The sequence below is a fragment of the Larkinella sp. C7 genome, assembly GCF_006149005.1.
In the GTDB taxonomy this organism is placed as follows: Bacteria; Bacteroidota; Bacteroidia; order Cytophagales; family Spirosomataceae; genus Larkinella.
Genome location: NZ_VBSL01000005.1, coordinates 317,153 through 342,443 on the forward strand (window position 1 = coordinate 317,153; position 25,291 = coordinate 342,443).

Annotated in this window: 19 protein-coding genes; 10 read left to right on the forward strand and 9 right to left on the reverse strand. The window is 53.4% G+C overall.

The features are described from left to right. Positions 1-55: 55 nt before the first annotated feature. The 7 genes from FH871_RS14945 to aac(6') all read left to right on the forward strand — a co-directional run bounded on the left by FH871_RS14945 (position 56) and on the right by aac(6') (position 11,015). Positions 56-3,472: a SusC/RagA family TonB-linked outer membrane protein gene (locus FH871_RS14945; protein ID WP_138992222.1), complete on the forward strand. Its 3,417-nt coding sequence runs from the start codon at positions 56-58 to the stop codon at positions 3,470-3,472. A 23-nt stretch (positions 3,473-3,495) separates the two neighbouring features. Then, positions 3,496-5,136 carry a SusD/RagB family nutrient-binding outer membrane lipoprotein gene (locus FH871_RS14950; protein ID WP_138992223.1) on the forward strand — a complete coding sequence of 547 codons (1,641 nt, stop codon included), beginning with the start codon at positions 3,496-3,498 and terminating at the stop codon, positions 5,134-5,136. A 92-nt stretch (positions 5,137-5,228) separates the two neighbouring features. Next, complete coding sequence (locus FH871_RS14955; protein WP_138992224.1) at positions 5,229-6,491, forward strand: hypothetical protein; 1,263 nt, start codon at positions 5,229-5,231, stop codon at positions 6,489-6,491. Positions 6,492-6,528: 37 nt separating this feature from the next. Continuing rightward, positions 6,529-7,905 (forward strand): PhoPQ-activated pathogenicity-related family protein, encoded by a 1,377-nt coding sequence (locus FH871_RS14960; protein ID WP_138992225.1) that lies wholly within the window; start codon positions 6,529-6,531, stop codon positions 7,903-7,905. Between the two features lie 109 nt (positions 7,906-8,014). Next, positions 8,015-9,784: a metallophosphoesterase family protein gene (locus tag FH871_RS14965; RefSeq protein WP_138992226.1), complete on the forward strand. Its 1,770-nt coding sequence runs from the start codon at positions 8,015-8,017 to the stop codon at positions 9,782-9,784. Continuing rightward, on the forward strand, positions 9,781-10,581 hold the full coding sequence (locus FH871_RS14970; RefSeq protein WP_138992227.1) for a glycerophosphodiester phosphodiesterase family protein: 801 nt from the start codon (positions 9,781-9,783) through the stop codon (positions 10,579-10,581). The genes FH871_RS14965 and FH871_RS14970 overlap by 4 nt, the downstream gene beginning before the upstream one ends. Beyond that, positions 10,578-11,015, forward strand: a complete 438-nt coding sequence (gene aac(6'), locus FH871_RS14975; protein ID WP_138992228.1) for an aminoglycoside 6'-N-acetyltransferase — start codon at positions 10,578-10,580, stop codon at positions 11,013-11,015. The genes FH871_RS14970 and aac(6') overlap by 4 nt, the downstream gene beginning before the upstream one ends. A gap of 84 nt (positions 11,016-11,099) precedes the next feature. On the opposite strand, the gene FH871_RS14980 is transcribed toward aac(6'), so the two are convergent. The 4 genes from FH871_RS14980 to FH871_RS14995 are packed head-to-tail and all read right to left on the reverse strand — an operon-like array spanning position 11,100 to position 16,111. After that, positions 11,100-11,288, reverse strand: a complete 189-nt coding sequence (locus FH871_RS14980; protein WP_138992229.1) for a hypothetical protein — start codon at positions 11,286-11,288, stop codon at positions 11,100-11,102. Next, positions 11,278-12,489: a PepSY domain-containing protein gene (locus FH871_RS14985; protein ID WP_138992230.1), complete on the reverse strand. Its 1,212-nt coding sequence runs from the start codon at positions 12,487-12,489 to the stop codon at positions 11,278-11,280. Before FH871_RS14985 ends, FH871_RS14980 begins: the two co-directional genes overlap by 11 nt. Positions 12,490-12,509: 20 nt before the next feature. Further along, a complete protein-coding gene (locus FH871_RS14990; protein ID WP_138992231.1) occupies positions 12,510-13,712 on the reverse strand; it encodes a hypothetical protein in 1,203 nt (400 codons plus the stop codon). Between the two features lie 26 nt (positions 13,713-13,738). Beyond that, positions 13,739-16,111 carry a TonB-dependent receptor gene (locus tag FH871_RS14995; protein WP_138992232.1) on the reverse strand — a complete coding sequence of 791 codons (2,373 nt, stop codon included), beginning with the start codon at positions 16,109-16,111 and terminating at the stop codon, positions 13,739-13,741. 133 nt (positions 16,112-16,244) lie between these two features. Between FH871_RS14995 and FH871_RS15000 the strand changes: the two genes are divergently transcribed. Next, the gene (locus FH871_RS15000; protein ID WP_138992233.1) at positions 16,245-17,255 is read left to right on the forward strand and encodes an AraC family transcriptional regulator; all 1,011 of its coding nucleotides are present in this window, start codon (positions 16,245-16,247) and stop codon (positions 17,253-17,255) included. 44 nt (positions 17,256-17,299) lie between these two features. On the opposite strand, the gene FH871_RS15005 is transcribed toward FH871_RS15000, so the two are convergent. Together FH871_RS15005 and FH871_RS15010 are read right to left on the reverse strand one after the other, a co-directional pair. Then, positions 17,300-17,623 (reverse strand): hypothetical protein, encoded by a 324-nt coding sequence (locus FH871_RS15005; protein ID WP_138992234.1) that lies wholly within the window; start codon positions 17,621-17,623, stop codon positions 17,300-17,302. A 48-nt stretch (positions 17,624-17,671) separates the two neighbouring features. Beyond that, positions 17,672-18,955: a hypothetical protein gene (locus FH871_RS15010; protein ID WP_138992235.1), complete on the reverse strand. Its 1,284-nt coding sequence runs from the start codon at positions 18,953-18,955 to the stop codon at positions 17,672-17,674. 210 nt (positions 18,956-19,165) lie between these two features. Here FH871_RS15010 and FH871_RS15015 point away from each other — a divergent pair, with 210 nt between their 5' ends. Together FH871_RS15015 and FH871_RS15020 are read left to right on the forward strand one after the other, a co-directional pair. Next, positions 19,166-20,395: a DegT/DnrJ/EryC1/StrS aminotransferase family protein gene (locus FH871_RS15015; protein WP_138992236.1), complete on the forward strand. Its 1,230-nt coding sequence runs from the start codon at positions 19,166-19,168 to the stop codon at positions 20,393-20,395. Positions 20,396-20,458: 63 nt separating this feature from the next. Beyond that, complete coding sequence (locus FH871_RS15020) at positions 20,459-22,777, forward strand: hypothetical protein (protein WP_229317306.1); 2,319 nt, start codon at positions 20,459-20,461, stop codon at positions 22,775-22,777. A gap of 7 nt (positions 22,778-22,784) precedes the next feature. Here the strand turns inward: FH871_RS15020 and FH871_RS15025 are convergent, their stop codons facing one another. From FH871_RS15025 to FH871_RS15035, 3 genes are all read right to left on the reverse strand, one after another. Continuing rightward, the gene (locus FH871_RS15025) at positions 22,785-23,480 is read right to left on the reverse strand and encodes a DUF1080 domain-containing protein (RefSeq protein ID WP_138992238.1); all 696 of its coding nucleotides are present in this window, start codon (positions 23,478-23,480) and stop codon (positions 22,785-22,787) included. 32 nt (positions 23,481-23,512) lie between these two features. After that, positions 23,513-23,965 (reverse strand): DUF1440 domain-containing protein, encoded by a 453-nt coding sequence (locus FH871_RS15030; RefSeq protein WP_138992239.1) that lies wholly within the window; start codon positions 23,963-23,965, stop codon positions 23,513-23,515. A 104-nt stretch (positions 23,966-24,069) separates the two neighbouring features. Beyond that, entirely contained in the window at positions 24,070-25,233 is a 1,164-nt protein-coding gene (locus FH871_RS15035) for a DNA-binding transcriptional regulator (RefSeq protein ID WP_138992240.1), read from the reverse strand. Positions 25,234-25,291 lie beyond the last annotated feature (58 nt).

Below are 25,291 nucleotides of genomic sequence, written 5' to 3' on the forward strand. Positions count from 1 at the left end.
ACTCAATCTGGTACCTCCCCTTTTCTCTTTTTCTGTAAACTCTTATGCAAAAACTATGAACCGAACCTCTATTTTTTCGAAGACGCTCCGGTGTTTGTTTGTCACCACATGGTTGCTGGGAATGGTCCTCGCTCCGGCCCGGGCGCAGCAATCCCGGCGGGTAAGCGGCACCATCAAGCTGGGCACCGACAATTCCCCCATTCCCGGCGTCAATGTGCTCATCAAAGGCTCCACGCTCGGCACCACCAGTGACAACAATGGCCGGTATTCGCTGGAGGTCAGCGGTGCCAATCCGGTTTTGATCTATTCCTACATCGGTTACAAAACCGAAGAAGTGCCGGTTGGCAACCGCAGCACCATCGATGTAACCATGACTGAAAGCACCGAAACTTTGCAGGAAGCCGTGGTGACGGCCCTCGGGATCAAACGCGAAGAACGCTCGCTGGGCTACTCGGTTGGAAAAATTGACGGCAAAGACCTGACGCGCGTCGTTCAGGAAAATGTGCTCAACAGCATGGCCGGCAAAGTGGCCGGTGTCAACATCAGTGCCACCGGCGGAACCGGCTCGTCGGTCAGCATGGTGATCCGGGGTGCCAAATCACTCAGCAGCGACAACCAGCCGCTGTTTGTGGTCGACGGCGTGCCGATTGCCAACACGCTCAACAACGTCAGCCAGGTCGGCAACGACAACCGGGTCGATTATGGCAACGCCATTTCGGGCCTGAACCCCGACGACATCGAGAACATTTCGATCCTGAAAGGGCCCAGCGCAGCCGCACTCTATGGCACGCGCGCGGGAAACGGCGTGGTGTTGATTACGACCAAAAACGGCTCCAAAGTCAAAAAGCTGACGGTAACGATTACCTCGAATACGGTGTTCGACCAACCGTATAAATTTCTAAAATGGCAAACCAGTTTTGGCTCGGGGCAGTATTCGGCCATTCCGGTTTCCATCAGCAAAAACCCGCTGACCAATCCGTTCGGCAAGCTGATTCAGGAGGAAATTGGCGCCACCTACGGCGCAGCCCTGGACAAAGGCTACGAAGAAGTGCAGTGGAACAGCCCGCTGGATGCCAACGGAAAACCGATTCCGATGCCGCTGGTGTCGCACAAAAACAACGTCAAAAACTTCGTTCAGACCGGCATCACCACCACCAACGGGATTTCCATCGCCAACAGCACCGACCAGATTACGTACCGGATTTCGTATTCGAACATGCAAAACCGGGGGATTATTCCCAACTCGGATCTGTTTAAAAACACGCTGAATTTCAGTTCGTCGCTCAAACTCAGCGAGAAACTGCGGATGAGCACCAACATTGACATCAGCCGCAACAACTCCAACAACCGACCGGCCGGAAACCGGGGTTCCAACCCGTTGCAGGCGGCTTACAACACCTCGCCCCATATCGACCTGCTCGAACTGAAAAACTACTGGATGCCGGGTCAGGAAGGCTTGCAGCAACGCACCCAGTACAACGGGATTTACAACAACCCGTATTTTCTGGCGTACGAAGTCAACAACGGTTTCACCCGCGACCGCGTTTTCGGAAACCTGCGCGCCGACTGGCAAATCACGAAGGACATCAGCTTCATGGGCCGGTATTCGCTCGACACCTACCAGGAACAACGGGAAACCAAGATCGCCAACAGCTACACCAACGATCCGCGCGGGGCCTACGGTTTGATCAACATTGGGTCCTTCGAAAGCAACGCCGACTTTCTGGCCACCTACAAAAAAGACATCGGCAACTTTGGACTATCCGTTTCGGCGGGCGGGAACTACCGCCACCAGAAAGGCTCGAACCTCACCAACGCCACCCGCAACGGCACCGGTTTGATTGTTCCGGGCGTTTTCACGATTCAGAACATCGCTCCGGCCAACCTCGACTACAACAGTACGAAATTTGAACGCGGCATCTACAGCCTGTATGGTCTGGCCAACCTGAGTTTTAAAGATATGGTGTATCTGGATTTGACGGCCCGCAACGACTGGTCGAGTACGCTGCCAGCCGCCAATCGCTCCTACTTCTACCCCTCGGCTTCACTGAGTGTGCTGCTCAATGAAATCCTGCCGGTTTCCAACACCATCAGTTTGCTGAAACTGCGGGGCGGGATTGCGCAGGTGGGGAACGACGCCAATCCGTATATGCTGCTCAGTACGCTGGGCAACGCCGGAAGCTGGGACGGGATTCCGCGCCTGAACGTGCCGGGCACCCTGCTCATTTCGGACTTAAAACCGGAAATTGCCACCTCGTCGGAAGTTGGACTTGATCTGAACCTGTTCCGAAACCGCCTGCGGGCCGGTGCCACGTATTACGTGTCGGAAAACCGCAACCAGATTCTGAGCACCAAACTGCCGCCATCATCGGGTTATACCCTGAAAAACATCAACGCCGGTTTGCTGGTCAGCAAAGGAATAGAGCTAACGCTGGGCGGTACGCCCATTGAAAAGAACGGCTGGCGACTGGACCTCAACGCCAACCTGACCCGCAACCGCACGACCATCAAAAAACTGTCGGACGATCTCCCCTACTTCACGCTCTGGACCGACGCCAAAGGGGGCGCCTGGACGTATGTGGGGGATGAAATCGGCGATTTATACGATGCCAAAGTCGTGACGGTGGAAGACAAAAACTCGCCCTACTACGGTTATCCCATTCTGGACCAGACCGGCAAGTGGCAGTCTATCGACGCCATTAATACCAAGAACAAGATCGGCAATTTTAACCCCCGGTTTATTCTGGGTATGCAAACCTCGCTCAGCTACCGCGGTTTCAGCCTGAACATGACGTTCGACTGGCGGAATGGCGGAGATTTTGTCTCCCAAACCTACCGCTACGGCGAGGAAGACGGCCGCTCACAGTTGTTCCTGGATAAACTCATCAACCCCAACGGTCTGACCGGCGACGCGCTCCGCAACTACCTCGTGGCCAACCAGGACAAAATGATTTTAATCAATGGCAATAATTTCCCGCTGGTGGGTGGCCCAACGCCCGATTACAACGGTTATCCGTTCAAGTATGGCCCCTACACCCTTCCCCACGGCGGGGTGTTCATTCCGGGTGTTGTGGCAACCGGTTACGACGAAAATGGCCAACCGACCGGCTACAAGGAAAACCTGGGCGGCCCCGGCACCCTGATGCTGCCGTTTGCCGGTTCAACCTCCTGGGCGTTCTCGCGGGCGGTTACGTTCGATGCATCGTTCCTGAAACTCCGCGAAGTATCGTTCGGGTATGATCTGCCGCAGAATTTTGTCAAACGAATCGGGCTGCAAAACGCGAACGTTTCGGTCTACAGCCGGAACATCATTCTGTGGACAGCCGCCAAGATCGGCATCGATCCCGAAATGGCCTTCCAGCTCGAATCCGGCGTTCAAAGCTCCGGGATTCAGTTCAAGCAGGGCATCGAACGGTATAATGTCACGCCCTGGGTTATTCCGGTGGGCTTCCGGCTTGGTTTAACATTTTAAGCAATCCGATCTTCCTAAAAACCATGAAAATTGTCACGCATAAAGTTATAGGTCTCGTTGTTCTGTTTTCCCTGACGGTCTTTTCCTGCAAGGACCTCACGGACCTGAATGTCAATCCCAACGGGGTCGACCCCACAACGGCACACCCGAATCTGGTGCTCTCGACCGTCCTGACCGAAGCGGGAAAAGCCTTCGTAAACCTGGGCTATCAGGATATTGCCGGGGTGATGCAACACACCCAGAAAGACGGGTGGAGCGGTGGCCACAACGATTACGACTGGGGTGGCAGCCAGAGCTGGAGCAGCTATTACGACATTCTGCGGAATAATCAGTACGTCTACGACCGCTCGGTAACGCTCAATTTCGAACTCCACCAGGGCATTGCGCTGGTCATGAAATCCATGCTGTTCGGACTCATTACCGACCTCTGGGGCGATGCGCCCTACAGCCAGGCCCTGAAAGGGGAAGTGGGGGGCGCGGCCAATACGTTCCCGGTTTTCGATACGCAGGAAGCCATTTATACCGGCATTCTGGCCGATCTGGAAAAAGCCAATACCCTGTTATCCAAATCCAAAGCGGCCTATACCAGCAACGCCGACGCAGCCGATGTGTATTACAAAGGCGACCCGACCAAATGGCGGAAACTCGCCAACTCTCTCGCCTTGCGGTATTACATGCGGATTTCTTCGAAAAAACCGGATGTGGCCAAAGCCGGTATCGAAAAAATCGTCGCCAACGCCACGCAATATCCGATCATTACGGCATCAACCGACGATGCGGCCATGGCGTTTGCGGGCAACAGCAACGACGATTCGTGGCCGGCCAACGCGACCTACGACGCCAGCGAAAGCAATTACCGTCGGTTGAAAATGAGCGACACGTTTGTCAAAGCCCTGCTGGCAGTGAACGATCCCCGGCTGGCGATCTGGGCCAATAAAGTACAGATTCCACTGGTGGTGGACGCAACGCTTCCGCCGAAAACCGACAAAATTGTCGATGGCAAACGTTACCTCTCCCCCGACATGGTGGTGGGAAAAGAAGTCAATACCAATCCCTTGTATGTTGGTCTGCCAACGTCCATTGTCGGCGGCTCGGCTTATAACCTGAGCCCGACGGCCGAACAGGCGGCTAAAAACCCGCACGTTTCGTGGCTGAACGACATCTACAAAGCCGCCAAAGGGCCTTTGCTGAAAGCCCGGCTGATGTCGGCGTCGGAGGTGAACTTCATCCTGGCCGAAGCCGCCCAGAAAGGCTGGGCCGCCGGTGATGCCAAAGCCCGCTACGAAGCCGGGGTGAAAACATCGCTGGAGACCTGGGGGCTGGCCAGTGCCTACCCGACCTACGTCGCCCAGAAAGACGTAGCTTACAACGGAACCCAGAAGCAGATCATCGAGCAGAAGTGGATTGCCAGTTGGACAGCCGCCACCGAAGCCTGGTTCGACTACCGCCGGACCGGTTTCCCAGAACTCAAAACCGGCCCCAACGCCAAACGCAAAGTGCTGCCCGTCCGGTTTTATTACATGCTCGATGAGCGGAACCTGAACAAAGCCAATTCCGATGCCGCCCTCGGTCGCCTGGAATTGACGCCCAACTCGGAAGCCGACGGCAAAAACAGCCCCTGGTCGAAACCGTGGGTCTTGCAGGGCACCGGAAAACCGTGGTAGTTTTTGAGAGAAAAGAGGTTAGACAAGAGAATAGAGACCAGTCGTCTCTATTCTCTTGTCTACCTTCTCTGTTCCCCTTAGTAAACCGATTCATGAGAAAACGATTTCTACTTGTACTTGTTTTATCACTCGTTACCCGTTTGGTACAGGCCCAGTCTTTCCGGGCGGGGGCGGCTTTGCGGGTGATTACGCCGAATCCGCTGCTGCCCATTTCCGGCGGGATTGGTACGCCTAAAAAAGCGACGGAGAAAAAGGGCGACCTGTTTGTTCGGGCGTTTGTGCTCGAAAAAGGCGCCACCCGGATTGCCATCGTCAGCGTCGACAACCTCGGCTGGCCTTCAGTTTTGGGCAATAAATCCCGGGCGCTGATCAAAAGTGTGCCGCCCGGCAACGTTCTGATTGGGGCCACACACACCCACAGCGGCCCGGATGCCTACGGTTTTCCGGATCAGTCGGGCAAAGCACTGGCGGATCTGCCGTACCTGAATAAATGCGTGGCCCAGATTGCCGAAGCGGTTGAAGAAGCCGTCAGGAACCTGCAACCGGCGAGTCTGAAAGTGGCGGTGGGTGAAGCAAAAGGGAAAATTGCGTTTAATTATTACGCGGCCGACTTGTACGATCCGCGCTGCGGGGTCATTCAGGCCATTGCTTCCGCAGGAGCCAACAAAGGAAAACCGATTGTAACGCTGGTTAATTACGCCATCCACCCCGAGGTGATCGGGTCGGGACGCGGCATTCTGAGCCCGGATTTGTGCGGGCCATTGTACGACAAAATTGAGTCGAAAACCGGGGGCATGGCGATTTTCATGAACGGCGCACAGGGCGGTATGGTTACGGCAGACGTCCGGCGCGAGGGCGGAACCGAAGCCAACACTTGGGAAGAATGCATCCGGATTGGTGAACTGCTGGGCGACGAAGCCCTGCGGATCGTCAGCACGGCCCCTACGCTCGAAAATCCATCGGTCTATTGTGCGACCCGCCTGGTCGAATTTCCGATTGAGTCGGAGATGATGAAATACATCATCAAAAACTCCCCGCTCGGGTATCAACTTACCGGTTCGGACAAAGTGACCACCCAACTGAATCTGCTGAACATTGGTCCGGCGCAAATCCTGACGGTTCCGGGGGAAGCCTTGCCGAATATTGGGTATTACGTGAAACGGCACATGAACACCAAATTTCCGTTTCTGTTTGGCTTAACGAACGACGCCTTCGGCTACATGCTCACCAAAGTCGATTTCAATAGTTTCAAACGGTATGAGTACATCAGCCGAACCAGCCTGGGCGAAATGACCGGCGAGATTTACATGGAACAGGCGTTAAAAACCGTGGCGGAAAGTCCAAAACCGGAGTAACCCCTAAATCCCGAATAACTAAAAACCAATTACCCAAATGAAACGATTCACAACCCCATTTCTTCTGCTGTTAACACTGGCTTTTTTGTCCTTTGATTCCCCCAAAAAAGCACCCATTACCCCAGCTACGGCCCTTCAGAGTTATTTGACCAATGGCGATAAAACATACCAGTGGGAACTGAAGGATTCGTTTGAAATGGGCGATGTAAAAGCCTATAACCTGCTGCTCACCTCGCAGAAATGGCGCGAACATACCTGGCGGCATCAACTGACGATTCTGGTTCCAAAAGAAAACAAGTACGATGGTTCGCTGCTGTTCATCACCGGCGGTTCCAACAAAAATGAACAGCCCAACTGGAATGCCAAAGGCCAGGAAGACAAAGTAATCAAAGGTCTGGTGGACATTGCCACCAAAAACAAAGCCATTGTTACGCTGCTGAAACAAGCCCCCAACCAGCCGCTGTATGACAATCTGACGGAAGATGCCCTGATTTCATACACGCTGCACCAGTTTAAAAAAGACGGCGATTATACCTGGCCCCTGCTGTTTCCGATGGTAAAAAGTGCAGTGCGGGCCATGGACGCGGTGCAGGAATTTGCGAAACAAACGCTGAAGCACGACCTCAACCGGTTTGTGGTTTCGGGCGCTTCCAAACGCGGCTGGACCACTTGGCTGACGGGTGCCAACGACAAACGGGTGGTGGCCATTGCCCCGATGGTGATCGATATTCTGAACATGCCGGTTAGTCTGGATTACCAGGTCAAAGTGTGGAAAGACTATAGCGTTCAGATCGAAGATTATGTCAAACTCGGGATTCCGCAAACGGCCAAAACCGAGAGCGGGAATGCGATCAACACGATGGTCGATCCGTACTCGTACCGCAAAAACCTAACGATGCCGAAAATGATTTTCATGGGGACGAATGATGAATACTGGGTGGTGGATAACATCAAGAATTATTTCGACGATATTCCGGGCGAAAACCTGATTCATTACGTGCCAAATGCCGGCCACAGCCTGGGCGATGGAAAGTCGGCCTTCGAAGGGCTGGGTGCTTTTTTCGGGATGACGATGGCGAAAAAACCGTATCCGGTTTGCAAATGGAATGCCACGAGTACCAAAAAGGGCGTCGACGTGTCGATCAAAACCACGGCGGATGCGCTGGTCGATGTGATTGTCTGGTCGGCCAACTCGCCGGACACCGATTTCCGGAATGAAACCTGGACGAGCAAAAGCCTGGGTGTTAAAAACAAAGCCAAAGTCGATGTTTCAGAAGCCTATCCGGCATCGGGTTATCACGCCTTTTACGTAGACCTGAAATATGCCAACCCCAACGGCGGCACCTACACCGAAAGTACGCGCATGTTTGTGTCGGACAATGACGAAGTATTTTTGAAACCCAGTTCGTTTTGACAACTTAACCAATTTAGCCGCTGTCAGGGTCTTCGACCGCTGACAGAGTGCCATAACCCTGTCAGCGGTCGAAGACCCTGACAGCGGTTTCATATTCTCATATTGACCAATGAAGTCAACATTCGCCTTCTTATTCTTCGTTCTTTCAGCCTGTAGAACCAACTCCAATCCTTCCACGTCCTCGGTGAAAGACGTCATGGATGGAGCCGTCACCCGGCTGTATCAAACCCTTAAACCGGAACAACTCGACACGATCAGCCAGGCCTACGTGCTTCAGTTTCTGACCGAAGAAGAGAAAACCGCCCTGGCGACCCGGTATTTGACCTTCGACGTGAATGTGCCGGTAACGGTTTCGCTGATGCGTCATCAGGAACAGAAGGTGCTGCCATTCTGGCTGAAAGACAGCGGTTTTCAGAAAACGGACCGGGTCGTTAAAAACGAAGAATACACGTACGAAGTCTGGCAAAAAGCGTTCCCGGCCGGGAAAATAGAGCTGGGAATCAACGGGTTCGACAAACACCGGCCGGTTTATTTCATCAGCGTGGGGCCACAGAAACCGGGCGAAAAAGTCACCATTTCCAACGTATTTCCAACCCATCAAACGCTCGATACCGTTCGGGTGGGAGCCTTTACCTACCACGACTGGAGTGACCTGACATTAACCGAAGTGCCCGAATCGTTGCGCGGACAAACGCTCTTCCAGACCATTCGCGGACGCGCCCGGGAAGCCCATCTGGTGGGGGCTTTTCGAAAAACCATCGCTCCTTCTTCAGACCAGCCGGATCAGGTGCTGCTGACCATGAGCGGTGATCCCACGAGCACGATGGATGTGCAATGGCGGACGTCATCCACGGTTGCGGACGGGCGGGTAAAATACTGGCAAACCGGCACAACGGATACGGTGACCGCTCCGGCGATGGCATTCCGGATGGAAGACCGCCTGTTGCAAAATGACCGGTATGCCAACCGGCTTACGGCGAACCTTACGGGCCTAAAGCCGGGTGGTTCGTATGGCTATCAGGTAGGTTCGCCGTCCGGCAATTGGTCAAAACCGGCCACGTTCAAAACCCAGAGCGCCACGGCCGAAGGCTTCTCGTTCATCTGGTTTGGCGATACGCACAAGTCGCCGGATTGGGGGGCGATGGCCCAAAAAACGTTGGCAAAACACCCCGAAATTGCCTTTTATTCCATCGCCGGAGACCTCGTCAGCACCGGTTTGCACCGCGACGAGTGGGACGAATTGTGGCAGTATTCCGGCGGTATTTTTGAGCAAAAACCGCTGATGCCGATTCCGGGCAACCACGACAGCCAGGACGGTTTGGGCGCGTGGATGTATCAGGAAATGTTCAGTTTGCCGAAAAATGGCCCCAAATCGCCGGACGTTCCGGCGGAACAGACCTATGCGTTTACGTACCAGAATGCCCTCTTTCTGATGATCGACGCGACCTCGCCGATCGAGGCCCAAACCGCCTGGATCAAAGACCAACTGGCGCGTTCGAAAGCCACCTGGAAGTTTGCCTTTTTCCATTTCCCGCCCTATAATTTCGAAGAAGATTACGCCGGCATCCGCAAAGAATGGTGTAGCCTGTTCGATCAATACCACGTCGACATGGTGATGAGCGGTCACGTGCATTATTACCTGCGAACCAAACCGATGCTGGCCGAAAAACCGGTTGGCTCTCCGGCTCAGGGTACGATTTACACGATCTCCATCGGCATTCCGAGCGATCACAAGGTTTGGCCCGACGAAAAGTACGCCGTCGTCCGGCACAAAAACGGCCCGCTGTACCAGCTCTTGAAGATGGATGGCAAAACCCTGGTTTACCAGAGTTTTGATCAGGATGGGAAGGTAAAAGATGAATTGAAAATTGTGAAATGATGCGCCTACTTCCATTCCTGTTTCTAGCCTTCGGTGCTATTTTCCAGAATACCGCCAACGCCCAACCCTTCATTTCAGCCCACCGGGGATCGTCGCTCGTGGCACCGGAAAACACGATGGCGACGTTCCGGGCGGTTTTGACCATGCCCGTCAGTTACATCGAAATCGACGTTCGGACGACCAGAGACGGTCAGTTGATCATCCTCCACGATGGCAAACTTGACCGAACCACCACCGGTTCGGGGCCGGTCGAGAACCTGACGCTGGCGGAAGTGAAGCAGCTTTCGGCCGGGAAAGGATTTGATGAAAAATTCAAAGACGAACGAATTCCGACTCTCAAAGAAGTCTGCCAGTTGATCCGCGACTGGAACGCCGGCCATGCTGCGAAGGTAAACCTGTATGTCGACTGCAAGGCCGTTGCACCGAAACCGTTAGTGGCAGCGTTAGCCGAGTTTGACGTGTTGACCGATGCGGTTTTCTACGGCTCCGACGACTATTTAGCGGCCTTAAAACAGGTTGCTCCGAAAGCAAAGCTGATGCCGTCGTTAAAGAATGCCGACGAGTTATCCACTAAAATTGAGAAACTTCATCCGTATGCGTTTGATGTGCGCTGGCCTTCGCTCACCCATGAGCTGGTTCGGCAAATTCACGGCAACGGCATTCAGGTGTTTTCGGATGCGCTCGGCTTTTTTGAAAATGCGGAGCAATATAAGAAAGCCGCTCAACTGGGTGTCGATGTCATTCAGACGGATTTTGTGATGAAGGTGGCTCAGGCGTTAAAAATATCGCCACCATGAACATAGAAATCCTATCCACCGATACGATTCAACCCCTAACGGAACTGGTTTTAGAACTTTGGCCAGACTGCAATTTTGACGAAGAATACGAATACTATACAGGGGTTGTGAAGGCGGAGAATGAAATCTGTTACCTCGTCCGGGAGCAGGACCGCTACATTGCCTTCATCCATCTGTCCATCCGTACCGATTACGTTGAAGGGGCCACCGAATCGCCTGTGGCTTACCTGGAAGCGATTTATGTAAAACCGGCCTATCAAACGCGCGGCATTGGCCGTAATCTGGTTCGTCTGGGCGAAGAATGGGGAAAAAACAACGGGTGCCGACACTTTGCCTCCGATGCGGAACTGACGAATCTGGCCAGCATCGACTTCCACCAGAAAGTTGGCTTTACGGAAGCCAACCGGATCGTTTGTTTCATCAAAAATCTATGACTCATTCCGTGCTCCGTGATGACACTACCCACCGATTCACAGAAGAGCGGAAATGTCTTTCGTTGACCGTCGTTGGTTGACCGTTCACGGCCCCCTGCGTTTGGTCGCGGGCCGGTTTACAAACCAGCCCGCGACGACCAACGGAATCCCCAGCGAAACCCAGGATAGAAAATCCATAAAACCGTCGCCAATCAGGGCAACGATCAATCCAAAAAGGCTTACCAACGCCAGCAAGAGCGGAATGGTCCAGATGTGCCAGAAATTACGATTCATACCCCTCTCCTTTCCCGCCACTCAGCGCCAGAATTTCAGAATCTTCCAGTTTTTGCACCGCTTTTTTCGAATCAGACTTTCCCAGTCGGGCAATTTTCGCCTGCGTGGCTTTGTTGCGCGCAAACCACAAATACAAACCGCTTCCCAGCACGACAATCGTAATAAGGTCGAAAATCGCCCAGATAATTTTCAGGGGTAAACCGCCGTAGTCGCCAAAGTGCAGCGGCTGCGATATAAACAGGGCGTTGACATACCAGGGCATGGTTCGCATGTCGGTCAGTTTGCCGGTTTTGGCATCGACCAGCGCGGGTTTGATCAGCCGTTCGGTCAGGGGCGTTTTGCCTTTGACAAAAATCGCGTAATGGTGTTTGCTGCTGAAGCCCGTGCCGGGATAGGCCGCCAGGTACGGTTCCATGCCGGGATCGGCTTTGCGGGCGATGGCAAAGGCCTGATCGAGCGAACTGAGTTTTCCGGTCAACGGGGCCGCGTCTTTGTACGGTGCCGTCATTTCGGAAAGCTGCCCCACCTGCCACAAGCCCAGCACCACTTCCGACAGCGTGTTGATGACGCCCGTAAGCCCGACCACCGTCGCCCAGGCAATGGTGACCACGCCGAGCAGGTTGTGCAGATCGAGCCATTTCAGCCGCGTCGATTTTTCGGTGCGCACCAGCCCGAACTCAAACCGCTTCATGATCGGACCGTAGAGCATCATGCCGGAGATGATGGCCACCACAAACAGGATGCCCATCAACCCCAGAAACAATTTGCCGCCGATGCCCATGAACATATCGATGTGCAGTTGCAGCATCACATACATGAACCCTTCCTGGTAATTCGGCTCTTCCAGCACCTGCGCCGTCCGATCATCAAGAATCACGACTTTATAGTTATCGGGCGGAGCATCGACCGAATCCGACAAGCTCAACGAAACCGTATTCGGCTGGTGTTCATCCCAGAACAGAAACCGGATTACCTTGGTGGGATTCAGTTTCAGACCGGTTTCCACCAGCCGGTCCAGGCTCGCTTTGGGGGTGTTGGCGGGCATTGGCTTCGCCAGTTGTTTGCCCTCCAGCTCTTCAATTTCCTCGTGGAAAATCAACGGCAGGCCCGTCAGACACAGCATCAGCAGAAAAGCCGTGCAGATCAGGCTGGTCCATTTGTGAATCTGAAACCAGGTTTGGATGGATTTTACGTTGCTCATGGCCGATCGGATTTACTGTTTTACTGTAACTTGGCAAAACCCCAGGTAAAACCGTCGTGGGTGTTGTTGAACACCTGCGTGGCTTTGGTGCCGTCCAGCACGTAATAGCCGTCGATTTTCTGGTCTTTGTTCTTCACCCAGAAATAGATTTTTCCGTCAATCTCGGTGATGGCCTGCTCGTTGGCATACGAATAATGGTGCTGCGGCATTCCTTCAATTTTCGTTTTCTGCAGGGTCGTCATATCGATTACGTAGTAATCCCAGATGATCGCAGTCAGGTTGCTGTAATCCGGTTTCAGCGGTTCGGATGGGATTTCCGTGTAAAATTTCCCGCCTTTGACCAGGCCCATCGAGATCGCCATGGCCGTCTGAAAATCAGTACCTTTCAGTTTCCAGGTCCGGTCAAAATCCGTTTCGCCCTTTTTGATGCGGAGCACGGCCGGGTTCGTAAACCCGTCGGTCAAACCGGTGCTGTACAGATACAGTGCGCCATCGTCGCCAATTGTCCACATTTTATTGGCGGACGAACCCCAGCCAATTCCTTTCTGGCCGTCGTATTGGATCGTTTTTTCCAGCTTGTCGGTCGCCATGTCGATCACGGCCAACTCCACGGAATTGTACAGATCATCACCGTAGCCCTGCTGGGCTTTCGTACCATATGTAATTCCGGCGTAGAGTTTTCCATCCTTGGCGGCAATCGTGTGTTTGCCAACCACCTGGTATTCGACGCCCGTTTTTTGCAGCGACGACAGGTCGATTTCGCCCGTGCGCTGCATCGTTGTGGGATTGAATTTCTGCAGTTTGAGGGTTCCCCGGGTTTCGTCGAGGTAATAGCCGCTGGTTTCGGAAACCACCAGAAACTGGGTTGCTCCGGCAATAAACCCTTCATCTTTCAAACTGCCATCATCGGTTACCGTAAACTTCTGCAGCCCCACTTCTCCAGCCGCATTGGCGCGGTTGAACAGCCATTTCCCAAACGTACGAAACCCAAACGCCTGGGTTAGCTGCAACGATTTGGGTTGAATATCAACGATGGTTCCGGAGGGCATTCCGTTAAAAGCTGTCAGATAGCCCGGCGCCTGAAACTGCACCACATCCGTCATCAGCACGTATTTGGCATTGTCGGTTGGCGTCGGATTATCATCGGTATTGTCTTTCGAACACCCCGCGAACAGGGCCAGGGTCAGACAGGAGAATGCAAATTGAGTCAGTAGATTTTTCATGGGTAGGGATAATAAAATGAAGCGATTTATTTCAGGATGTAATTCACTTTAAAATGCACACTCCGGCCCGCGTTCTGAATCCGGAAGTTGTCGAAAACCGGGCTATCGAAGATGTTTTTGACCTGCAAACCGACCGAAAACCGCTCATCGACGGGGTTGTACGTCAGTCCCATCGAATGCAGTTGCTGGTTTGGAATGATGTTCGGCGCGTTGAACCGGGCTTTTCCCCACAGGCCCAGAAAACCGGACGGCTCCAGTGATTTTGGAATGTAATCCAGGTAATATTCCCGAACGAACATGAAATAATAGTACAGATTCAGCCGGTCGTGACCCGCAAACAGACGCGGAAGGGTAGCGTTCAGTCCCAGATTGGCAAAAAAGTAGGGTGTGTTGCGCAGCCGCGATCCCTGCGTTGTCTGGTTTCCCGTGTTAAACAGCCGAAAATCCTGCCAGGTGAAATTACCGTTGGCCCGCAGCCAGTGGGTCAGAGAGACTGTGGCGTCGGCTTCTACCCCCAAGCCTTTGACATTGTCCACATTCTGGTTCTGGGTGAAGAAAATATTCACCGGCACGCGCAGGATCAGGTCGCGCGTAATGCGGTAAAATGAATTGAGCTCGAAGCTGTAGCGGCCCGGTTTTTCAGTCCGGTAACCCAGGTTGAAATTGGTGCTCCGTTCGGGTTTGAGTTCGAAATTGGCAATATGAAAATTCCCGTCGCCAAAGAGTTCGTCCTGTTCCGGCAGCCGGGTGGCCACCTCCGCCGACGCCCGAACAAAGGCATTGGCCCCGAGCGACAGTTTGGCGGCTCCGGCCATTCCCCACCGGTTTGAGGTTTCCGAACGCGGCAGTACGGTTCCATAATAGTCGGTATCAATTGCATCGACGCTGGCATGGTAGTATTTGACAATCAGATTGGTAGCCAGTTTCTCCTCCAGCCACTTCGATTCCAGGCCCAGAGCAGTAATCAGCTTGGCATAGTGAGCGGCTGGCGCCAGGATGTCCGTGCCATTTTTGAAGGTCAACCCCAGCGGGTCTTTTCCCCGCCGAACCAGTTTCGCCGACACGACATTCAATTCCAGTTTATGCCGGTCATCAAGCTGGTACGCCAGGTTGGAGCGGGATGTGAAATACGAAAAATCAATGTCCGACAACGATCCCCGCGTCGAGGTTTCGCCCGTTCGCGAGGGGCTGGGTCTAAAGTTTCCGTACCAGTCGTAAACGCCCCGCGCCGTATCGATCTGCTGAACGTGAATGGTGCTGGTGGTCAAAAACTGATCGAGGCTCAATTTTCGAAACGCCTTGCGATACCGCAGCGTGGGAATGATCGAATATTGCTGACTGACCGATGCACCAAAGGGTTGCGACATGGTCGATCCGTACTGGTTCTGGCGATCGATCCGAAACCAGGTGACGCCCAGCCGCAGTTCGTCGGCCCAGCGGGTGTTGGCAAAACCGCCGTAGGCTTCGGCGTAATAATTCGTGAATCGGTTGTGAAATAACCGTACCGTCGCCTGGCTACGGGCCGCCGTTTCCAGATCGGTGACCGTCACGTCGACCTTATAATTGTTATCGGATCGGTTGACAAACGCATCGGCGCCCACGAAGAATTTCCGGGTCGTGTCGGTATAAAGTACATTCAAAGAAGCCCGGTGCGTGTTAAACGATGCGATTTCGTAGGAGGCCTCGGCGTAGCGGTACAGCGCTCGTTTGGTCACCAGGTTGACGGCTCCGCCCAGCGCATCGGCCCCCAAACCGGCGGGCAAAACGCCTTTGTAAATCTCCACCCGTTCGAGCATATTGACCGGAACCAGCGCAATGTTGTAGCCCGCGCCCAGGTAATCCAGCGGAATACCGTCTTTGAAGTTTTTGATGGCCCGGTCCTGAAAACCGTTCATCATCAGGCCCGCATTGGAACCCAAACCGCCCGTTTGCCGGATGCGTATCCCCGCCGAACGGTTCATCAGCTCGACCAGCGTAGACGGCTGTTCCTGCACGGCTTTGGTGTTGATCACCTCCGCTTTGATCGGCATTTCCTTCGCCTGCTGGGTTTCCGATTTCCCCCGCACCTGCACTTCCGTCAATTCGCGGGCTTCTTCCTGCAACACCAGATCCAGCCGAACCCGCTTCTGTCCCGTCGATGGCACGTCTCTCAAGGCGGTGGTATAACCCACATGGGTGACCTGAAGGTGATACGTGCCTTCCGGTACTCCCGTAAACTCAAAATTTCCGGTTGAATTCGTCGTGGTGAATTTTTTCAATTCCACAATCGACACCGTCGCCCCCGCCAACGCATTCCCTTTGGCCCCCTTCACCGACCCATTCCAGACGGATAGGGAACTTTGAGCCAGGCAGAACCGGGCAATGAGAAAAAGAAATAAAATCAAAAATCTTTTACCCATTGTATGGCAGAAGGATAGAGATCATTACCTTTGATTATTAAGACTAATTCTTAATAGTCGACAAAGGTATTCTTTTCAGGGCTGGCGGAATAACGTCAGGTGCAGTATTGATGACGCGAGAAGCAGAATTTCTATGAAGATTGTATTTAAATCAGAGGACCTTGAAGAAATCCAGCACATTCGTGAATACACGGATGGCTACACGGTTCCGAACGAAATTGGAATGACGGAATACCAGGGGGAGTTCAACTATGCGGGCATTTATTCCCGTTCCCACCGGGTCCATTTGAACGGACTCTTTATCAGTCAGTTCCAGGTCGTGCATGAAAATGCCTTTACGCAACACATTGAAAGTGATTTTCCGTATTTGCAAATGCATTTTGAAATCACGACCGGCGGCTGTGTCTACAAGCCCAACGCCCGGTTCGAACCCGACACCAACATCATGACCGGGCGGCATTCGCTGCTCTTTTACCCGGCTTTAAAAGGTCATCTAACGTATTTAAAAACGCCCTTTGCGTCCAGTGTTGAAATTGAATTATCACTGGATTTTTTGCGTCGTCTTTTCAACCACGACCTCGAGCAGCTTGGACTTTTCGGTACGCATATTGAAAAGAATGTCCCCGCGCTCCTGGGCAATGGCAGTTATCCAGTCACCCCACGGATGAAGGAAATTCTGGACGACCTGAGGGACTGCCCGTATACCGGCATTTTAAAACGGATTTTCCTGGAAGCCAAAGTATGCGAGTTACTGACGCTGCAAATCGACCAGATCACGACGGCCAAAACCGCTCCGTCAACCTTGAAAAAAACCGATGTCGATAAACTTTACGAGGTCCGGGAACTCCTCAGCCAGAACCTCACGACCCCCTACTCCATCGAGCAGTTGTCGCGGCTGGTGGGGCTAAACCGCACCAAACTCCAGGAGGGTTTCAAGGAATTGTTTCAGACCACGATTTTCGGTTACCTGACCGATTGCCGGATGGAACGGGCGAAGGAATTGATCCGGAAGGGACAGTTCGAAACCATTGCCGAAGTCTCCAGCCTGATCGGCTTTAAAAACCACCAGCATTTCACCGTTGCCTTCAAGAAGAAATTCGGGTATTTGCCCCGCGAGTTGAAAGGCGCAGTCCGCTTTCCGTGAAGGCACTGCCACCACTTATGAAACCGGAACAGTGTCGATTCCGGTTAAAATGGAGAGATTGACCTGATGCAGTCCGATCCGTTCCGGAAGGCCTTCAACTCCGAAAGATATTGCCGGAAATGGTCTACCGAAACCGTACCAACTTCCGCGCCTTTGACTTCTATTCCCAGATTAGTATCGGCATGAACCAGCTGCAGCCGTCCTTTAAAGAGCCGACCGGTATCTGCCTTTAAAAACCGGTCCAGTTTTTGATAACTTTCCTTCCGGCAGACCCACTCCGCTCCGTTTTTCATCACCACCAATCGCACCTGGTTGTCAAGGGGTTCTATGCAAAACTGAGTGGTCTCAGTCAGATCAATAGACTTCATCTCCTGGGTTGAAACGGGTTTGCAAAGCAAAGTAAAACAAAAGCTGCCTTATTCAAACCGTCGGTTCATGCCTTTTAACTCCCCGTGCGAATGAATCGCCACGAACGCAAGCACCGCGATAAAAACCAGCACCAGCGCAAAGCCCATCGCCCACTTGCCGACATACAGCCCCCGGTTTGAAAACCCCGGTTTCGTTTTCCCGATCAGCAGCGTAACCACGAGCAGATTCACGACATACAGGTATTGTTCAATCCGGTAGGTGCTCAGAAAAGCACCGGTTATCAGAAAGCTGTAAGCGATGTATAACCCAAAATGCCCGAGGAAAAAGGTCCGAATATCGTTGTAATCGTAGCTAATCCATTCGCTTTTCCGGGTCTGGTAATACTTCCCAAACCAAATCGCGCTGGTGGCCAACACGGCAAGTAGCGCCACCCACCGCACCGTTTGCGCCAGCGCCGGAATATCTCCCGTTGTAATTTTAATAAAGTTTTCTTCCAGCTTTTTCAACTCGAAGGTCTGATCCCAGACCACAAACGGGATGAACAACACCACCATCAACAGTGGGAACCACACGTTGGCCCGTTTCTCCCGGTTTTCGGCCGGTTCCCAGGACGAGGTAAACGTACCATACGCCATGCCGATGCCGCCGAAAAAGCCCAGGGTGTATTCCATGACATTCCAGAAATTGAATTTGATGCCCGACAAACCGCCCATCACTTGCAGGAAGTTTCCGAAGGCAAAGCCAAAACCGCCCCCCAGTCCGGCAAAAACCGCCACACGCAAGGCCGAATACTGCTGGCTCCGGTACAGATACCAGGTTAGGGCCACCGCCATTCCCAGACAGGCCGCCCACATTTCGGAGCGCGGGGGCGTCATCAGCCAGCTCCATTCTTCGATCAGGAAAAAGTAAACGACAATCGCGCCCACCACCATTTCAACGATCAATTGGGGCCACGAAACGCGTTTTTTCGGCGAATCGGCCAGGGCCAGCCCGAACAAACCGCCCCCGATAAAACCGTATAAACCACCGATAACGAACAACATCAGCAGCCCATAGTAAACGTTTACGAAGTCGATGCCCCGCCCGTAGCCCACCACAATGCCGTAACTCATGATACCGCCGATTCCCCAGCCAATAGCAGCCGCCAGTGTCGCCTTGAACATCCGCGCATACCAGTCGGACCGCTTGGCCACCAACAGCACACTCAGTGCGCCGATGGCTCCGGCCCAGGCCGCGCCCTGTTCGTGACCAAACTGACCCCGGATGGCCCAGGATGTACCCATCGACATCCCCGCAACAAGCAGGCTGGTAAAAAGAGACTTCAAATTCATGGTGGTTTCGGGAAAGGTTTCTGAGCTAATACGTTACAGGCTGCCAAACAGGCTATTCACTCGAAAATTTCTCCGTAACAATAGCCCGAAACCCAGTCGCAGCCGTATTCTAAAAGGTTTACGGTATTCGGTTTACAGTGGCTGACGCGTATGAAGCGTGCGCCAGCCACCATAAACCGTAAACCGAATCCCCCCCTGAACAGCATGAAAATGAAAAGTACACTGGAAACCCTGGCCATCGATGGCGGTGAGAAAACCGTGCAGACGACCTTCCCCTGGCCCATCTACGACGAAAGTGAAGTGCAGGCCGTGGCCGAAGTGATTCGGAGCGGACGCTGGGGAAATCCCGACTGTGGCGATACGGTTGCCGCTTTCGAGCAGGCGTTTGCGGCTTATTGCGGCACGAAATACGCCGTCAGCTGTGTCAACGGTTCCGTGTCGCTCCGGCTGGCGCTGATGGCCTGTGGAGTCACACCCGGCGATGAGGTCATCGTTCCGCCCTATACCTTTATAGCGACAGCGTCCACGGTGCTGGAAGTCAATTGCGTACCGGTTTTCGTAGACATTGATCCGGAAACCTACAACCTCGACCCCAACGCCATCGAAGCCGCGATTACGGAACGAACCAAGGTGATTATTCCCGTTCACTTTGCCGGTTTGGGCTGCGACATGGACGCCATTTTGGACATTGCCCGCCGACACAACCTGCGCGTGATTGAAGACGCGGCCCACGCCCACGGTGCCGAATACAAAGGACGAAAACTGGGCTCCATCGGCGATGCGGGTAGTTTCAGTTTTCAGTCGTCCAAAAACCTGACCAGTGGTGAAGGCGGTATGGTGGTCACGAACGACGAAACGCTGTACAGGATGATGGCGTCGCTCCGCAACGTCGGGCGGATGGAAGGCGGTCAGTGGTACGACCATTTCAACCCCGGCTGCAATTACCGCATCACCCAGATGCAGGCGGTTTTGCTCTCCCAACAACTCAACCGGCTGGAAGAACAGACGGTTTTGAGAAACGACAACGGACTCTATCTGAATGAATTGCTGGCCGACATTCCCGGCATCACGCCCCTCAGCCGGGGTGCAGAGGAAGTACGGCATTGCTATCACCTGTACATTTTCAAATACGATGCCACGGCGTTCGGCCCACTTTCCCGCCACGAATTTGTGGCCCGGCTGGCGGCCGAAGGCGTTCCCTGCTCGACCGGCTACCCGCATCCACTCTACAAACAGCCGGTTTTTCAGAACAAAAACTTCATGTGTTACGCCATTCCGGAATCCGTCGATTACAAGGCGGTGCATTGCCCGGCGGCCGAACGCGCGTGCAGCGAAGAAGCCGTCTGGATTTTTCAGCACGCGATGCTGGGGAGCCGGGAAGACATGCGGTCTTTCGCGGAAGCGATTCGTAAAATTCAGAGAGTTGTATCGCAGAGTTAAGCGGATTAACTCTCTTTTCCTCCGCTTAGCTCCGCGAAATAACCTCTACTTCCTATGCCCTCAATGACCTCTCGCTTAATAATCCTTTTCTTACTCCTCGCATTCCAGCTTGCCGCTCAGTCGGTTAGTCTGAAAAACGCAACGCTTCTCGTCTCACCTTCCATTCCGTCGCCCATGCGAACCACCGCTCCGCAGATGCTGGTGGAGGAAATCGCCAAACGAACCAAGAGCACCCTGAAGCAATCCCAATCCTGGCCCGTCAGTACAACACCGACGATCGTTCTGGCACTGGCATCCGATCAGGAAGTAGCGGGTAAACCGGTTCCGGCCCGAACAGGAACGGATTGGCCGGAGCAAAAACCGGAGGGCTTCCGCATCGTATCCGCAGGCACAACGCTCTGGATCATCGGGGCCGATGCGCGGGGCATTCTGTTCGGCTCCGGCTGGTTGTTGCGGAATGTAAAGATGGATGCGAAGCGGCTCGAACTCGCCGGGCCGGTCGAATTCGCCAGTGCGCCCGCTTATCCGATCCGTGGACACCAGTTGGGCTACCGAAACACCGCCAATTCGTACGATGCCTGGACGGTAGCCCAGTTTGACCAGTATTACCGCGAACTGGCCATTTTCGGAACCAACGCCGTGGAAGGCATTCCGTTTCACGAAGAAGGAAAAGGCAGCCCCCATTTTCCCATACCGGCAGCCCAGATGCGGGTGCGAATGAGCGAGTTGTGCCAGAAATACGACATGGATTACTGGGTCTGGACCCCGGCGGAATTTGAATTAACCGACGAAACGAAGCGAAAAGCCGAACTGGAAAACCATGAGGCTTTTTACAAATCCTGCCCCCGGCTCGACCACATTTTCGTCCCCGGCGGTGACCCCGGCGACAACCACCCGCGCGAGGTGATGGCGTTCCTGAAAGACCTTCACGGCAGGCTGGTTCAGTACCACCCGAAAGCCAAAATCTGGATTTCATTGCAGGGGTTCAACACGGAGCAGATCGATTATTTTTACAAGTACCTCGAACAGCATAAGCCCACCTGGTTGCAGGGCGTCGTGTCGGGGCCGAGCAGCCCACCGATGGCCGAAACCCGTTTTCGCTTGCCCAAAACCTACCAGCACCGCGAATATCCGGACATCACCCACAACGTTCGCTGTGAGTTTCCGGTAGAGCGCTGGGACCAGGCCTACACGCTGACCCTGGGCCGCGAAGCCATCAACCCACGACCCTTTTTCTTTGCCGGTATTCACGGGAAATACGCGCCGTTCACCGACGGTTTTGTATCGTATTCCGATGGTTGTCACGATGATATTAACAAAGTGGTGTGGAGCCAGCGGGGGTGGGACCCGACCAAAGACGTCAATGAGATTCTGAACGATTACAGCCGGTTTTTCTTCGGCTGGCCCCTGGCGAGCGATGCCGCCGACGGCATTGCAGCCCTCGAAGCCAACTGGAAAGGCCCGTTGGCCCAGAATGGCGGGGTCGAAGCGACGTTTTCCTTCTGGAAAAATCTGGAAACCGCTCATCCTGAACTGAAAACCAACTGGCGCTGGCAAATGCTGGTCCTACGGGCCACCTACGATGCCTACACGCGTCGCCGGTTGCTTTACGAGCAGGGACTGGAAAAAACCGCCAACACCTTGCTGGCGCAGGCCACCGAAACCGGTATTGAAAAAACACTGGCGTTGGCCCTGGCTACGGAAGAGCAGGCGGATAAAGAACCGGTTTCGGTGGAGTTGCGGAAGAAAATTGAAACGCTGTGTGCCGATTTGTACGCATCGATCGGTCTGCAAACCAGCGTCCCGAAATACAAAGCCAAGAACTATGAACGCGGCTGTTTGCTCGATTTTGTCGATTATCCGCTCAACAACCGCTGGTGGCTGGCCGACGAATTTAAAAAAATCCGGGCCATGAAAACGCCGAAAGAGCAACTGGAACGAATGCACGTCATTGGCAACTGGGAAACGCCCGGTGTCGGCAGTTATTACGATGATGTGTCGAGTGGTGGCAACAGCCCGCGCGTGAAAACCATTTCCGAAGACGCCACGGACATTGCCTGGTGGGACAACGGCTCCAGCCGCGCCCGGCTATCGACGCAAACCTTCCAGAACGAACCGGCCCTGGACTATGACAACCTCGACCCCGGCGCGCGTTACATCATTCGGGTAACGGGTTCCGGCGACGCCCTGCTGCGGGTCGACGGCCAGCGCCTGAAACCTTTGCTTTACAACAAAGCCACCGAAACGTTTAAGGAATGGATTGTGCCGCTTTCACTCACGCAGGACGGTCGCATTTCCGTGACTTTCGACGAACCGGAAGAGTCGCACCTCAACTGGCGCCAACACTCGAAGATTTCGGACGTGTGGTTGTTGAAGCAGTAACCCGAAACTACATTTCGCGGATCCGAATCTGCCGGAAAGCCGATTCATCGCCGTGGTCCTGCAACAGGAGGTAGCCCTCTTCCATGACGCCAAAATCCTCGACGGTTTTGAATTTACTTTGGGCTTTGGCCGCTTTAAACCGCTCGTCACCACGCTCGTAGTCAACGACTTTGACGCCATTGAGCCAGTGTTCGACGTGCTTGCCGTTCACGACCACGCGACCTTCGTTCCATTGACCGATGGGTTTCAGTTTCCGTTCCGACGGAGCAAATAACTCGTATAGGCCCGCCGTGCGTCGCTTGTCGTCTTTATCACCGGCGATATCCTTGTTGCCCTGGTCATCGATGATCTGGTATTCGCAGCCCAGCCAGCCGCCATCGGGGTATTTCTTGACGAAATACTTCAACCCGCTGTTGGCCCCCGGCGTCAGTTTGAACTCAAACCGCAAGTCGAAATTCCTGAATTTCCGGCGCGAAACGAGGTCGCCCCCCCGCTTCGATTTGTCTCCGCCTTTATTGGCCACCAGCGTTTTGTTGTCAATGGACCAACCTTCTGTCGGAAATTGATCGGATTTCGCACTGATCCACTGACTGGTGTTGGTACCGTCGAAAAGCCAGATCCAATCCGACTGGCCGGTTTTCGGTTGGTTTTCATACGGTATAAAGGAACTGGTAACGAGAAAAACCGCGATCAAAAAAATCATAAATTCAGGGGGTTAGGTGTAAAAAGTAACGTTTAGCGCTTCAAAACATAATATCGGTGGACAATAAACGAAATTGGCAAACCAATGCAAACCACCAGGATCGCAATGCCCAGGAAGGCGCTTTCCAGGGTTAGCGGTCCCCGGGAAACCCTGGACATCGGCACAACCACCAGGTTCATGACCGCCCAAACGACCATCCCGTAGAGCAAGCCACTCAGCAGCTTGTGTTTCCGAAACAGCGGGATTTGCGGAAAGAGCAAGAAATAGGCGATGGCAAAGGAAAAAGCGATCAGATAATGAAAAAGCAGCCCAAATAATGCCATTTCATCTCCGCCAGTAAAAGCCTCTCGTCCGAATACTCCACTGGCGATATATTTTAGAAGTGGAACCGGTTTCATTTTTCCCAAAAGGATGATGGCAGCAAGAATGTCTAGGGTTCCGGAGGTAAAACCCGCCAGCAAAATCGTTTTCAGAGAAGATTTCATCGGTTTAAGGAGTTACTGCAGAAGGAAAAAGAGTTTAATGGAGTTTTTTACTTTTATTTTCTCTGGGTAACTCGTTTTTCCTCTGCGAAATAATCTTATTTTCTCTATTTACCAGCTACGTATTGATTCCGGAATTCACTGGGCGAACAGCCCTTCACCTGCCGGAACTGGCGGGCAATGTTCTTGCTGTCGGTCAGTCCCATGTCAAGCGCAATTTCAAACACCGTCATGTCGGTCTCCAGCAGTTTCTGGGTAAATTTTTCGATCCGCAGGTTAAAGATATACTTGTAAATCGGATAACCGGTAATGGTCAGAAACCGCTTTTCCAGCGCCCGGCGCGACAGCGGAACCTGTCTGACAACCTCTTCCACCTGGAGGTTTTTATCGATGTTCTGGTGAATGTATTTCAGGGAGGAAGCAATGTAATGGTCGTTGGTGGCGTAGATGTCGGTCGAGTGGCGCGTCACCACCTGCGTCGGTTTCACCACAATATCGTAAAAACCGGTCACCCCCGTCCGGATCATGTGGTCGAGCAGTTTGGCCGAATCGTAGCCGCCCTTCTCCGCATCCAGCGCAATGCTCGACAGGGGCGGATCAGACAGCTCACAGATCGTTTCATCGTTATCGACGCCCAGCACGGCGACTTCTTCGGGAATGCGAATCCCGGTTTGCCGACACGTCTCCGTAATGTGTTGACCCTGACGGTCGTCGCAGGCCATAATCGCAATGGGCTTGGGTAAGGATTGCAGCCAATGGCTCAACGCACTGGGTTTATAATACCACAATTCGCTGGATTGCGCCTTCGTATGCTCGAAGGAATGGACGCCATACCCGGCACTTTTGATCCGGTTTTCAAACCCTTCCGCCCGCTCCCGCGACCAGACAATATCTTTAAAACCGTAAAACGCAAACTGAGTAAATCCTTTTTTCAGGAAGTAATCGGCTGCCATCGCTCCGGCTTCGTGGTAGGCTCCGGTGATGTTCGGAATGTCGTCAAACCGCTCTTTAAAATCCTGGGCAATAACGGCAATACCGGCCTTGATGATTTCTGAAATCTCTCTGTCGTTATAAAACTGTCCGATAATGCCGTCGGCTCCCCACTCCTGCGCCCATTGCAGAATGCCTTTTATCCCGATGGTTTCACGGTAAAAAAGCGGCATTCGGCAAAACACCCAGGGGCCATGTTCGCGGGAGTATTTGGTAACGCCCTTCAACAGACTTTTGCTATAGTCCTCGGCAAAGTCGATCAGGAGGATGATTTTATACATGAGATATGTTTCGCAGAGTTTTTTCGCTGATTTACTCCGCTAAACTCTGCGAAATAAC

Coding starts and splice junctions, on each gene's coding strand:
- FH871_RS14960 (WP_138992225.1), top strand. CDS start 6,529: ATGAAACGATTCACAACCCCATTTCTTCTGCTGTTAACACTGGCTTTT.
- FH871_RS14950 (WP_138992223.1), top strand. CDS start 3,496: ATGAAAATTGTCACGCATAAAGTTATAGGTCTCGTTGTTCTGTTTTCC.
- FH871_RS14965 (WP_138992226.1), top strand. CDS start 8,015: ATGAAGTCAACATTCGCCTTCTTATTCTTCGTTCTTTCAGCCTGTAGA.
- FH871_RS15025 (WP_138992238.1), bottom strand. CDS start 23,480: ATGATTTTTTTGATCGCGGTTTTTCTCGTTACCAGTTCCTTTATACCG.
- FH871_RS15020 (WP_229317306.1), top strand. CDS start 20,459: ATGACCTCTCGCTTAATAATCCTTTTCTTACTCCTCGCATTCCAGCTT.
- FH871_RS15000 (WP_138992233.1), top strand. CDS start 16,245: ATGAAGATTGTATTTAAATCAGAGGACCTTGAAGAAATCCAGCACATT.
- FH871_RS14990 (WP_138992231.1), bottom strand. CDS start 13,712: ATGAAAAATCTACTGACTCAATTTGCATTCTCCTGTCTGACCCTGGCC.
- FH871_RS15035 (WP_138992240.1), bottom strand. CDS start 25,233: ATGTATAAAATCATCCTCCTGATCGACTTTGCCGAGGACTATAGCAAA.
- FH871_RS14995 (WP_138992232.1), bottom strand. CDS start 16,111: ATGGGTAAAAGATTTTTGATTTTATTTCTTTTTCTCATTGCCCGGTTC.
- FH871_RS15005 (WP_138992234.1), bottom strand. CDS start 17,623: ATGAAGTCTATTGATCTGACTGAGACCACTCAGTTTTGCATAGAACCC.
- FH871_RS14955 (WP_138992224.1), top strand. CDS start 5,229: ATGAGAAAACGATTTCTACTTGTACTTGTTTTATCACTCGTTACCCGT.
- FH871_RS15030 (WP_138992239.1), bottom strand. CDS start 23,965: ATGAAATCTTCTCTGAAAACGATTTTGCTGGCGGGTTTTACCTCCGGA.
- FH871_RS15010 (WP_138992235.1), bottom strand. CDS start 18,955: ATGAATTTGAAGTCTCTTTTTACCAGCCTGCTTGTTGCGGGGATGTCG.
- FH871_RS14985 (WP_138992230.1), bottom strand. CDS start 12,489: ATGAGCAACGTAAAATCCATCCAAACCTGGTTTCAGATTCACAAATGG.
- FH871_RS14970 (WP_138992227.1), top strand. CDS start 9,781: ATGATGCGCCTACTTCCATTCCTGTTTCTAGCCTTCGGTGCTATTTTC.
- FH871_RS14945 (WP_138992222.1), top strand. CDS start 56: ATGAACCGAACCTCTATTTTTTCGAAGACGCTCCGGTGTTTGTTTGTC.
- FH871_RS14980 (WP_138992229.1), bottom strand. CDS start 11,288: ATGAATCGTAATTTCTGGCACATCTGGACCATTCCGCTCTTGCTGGCG.
- FH871_RS15015 (WP_138992236.1), top strand. CDS start 19,166: ATGAAAAGTACACTGGAAACCCTGGCCATCGATGGCGGTGAGAAAACC.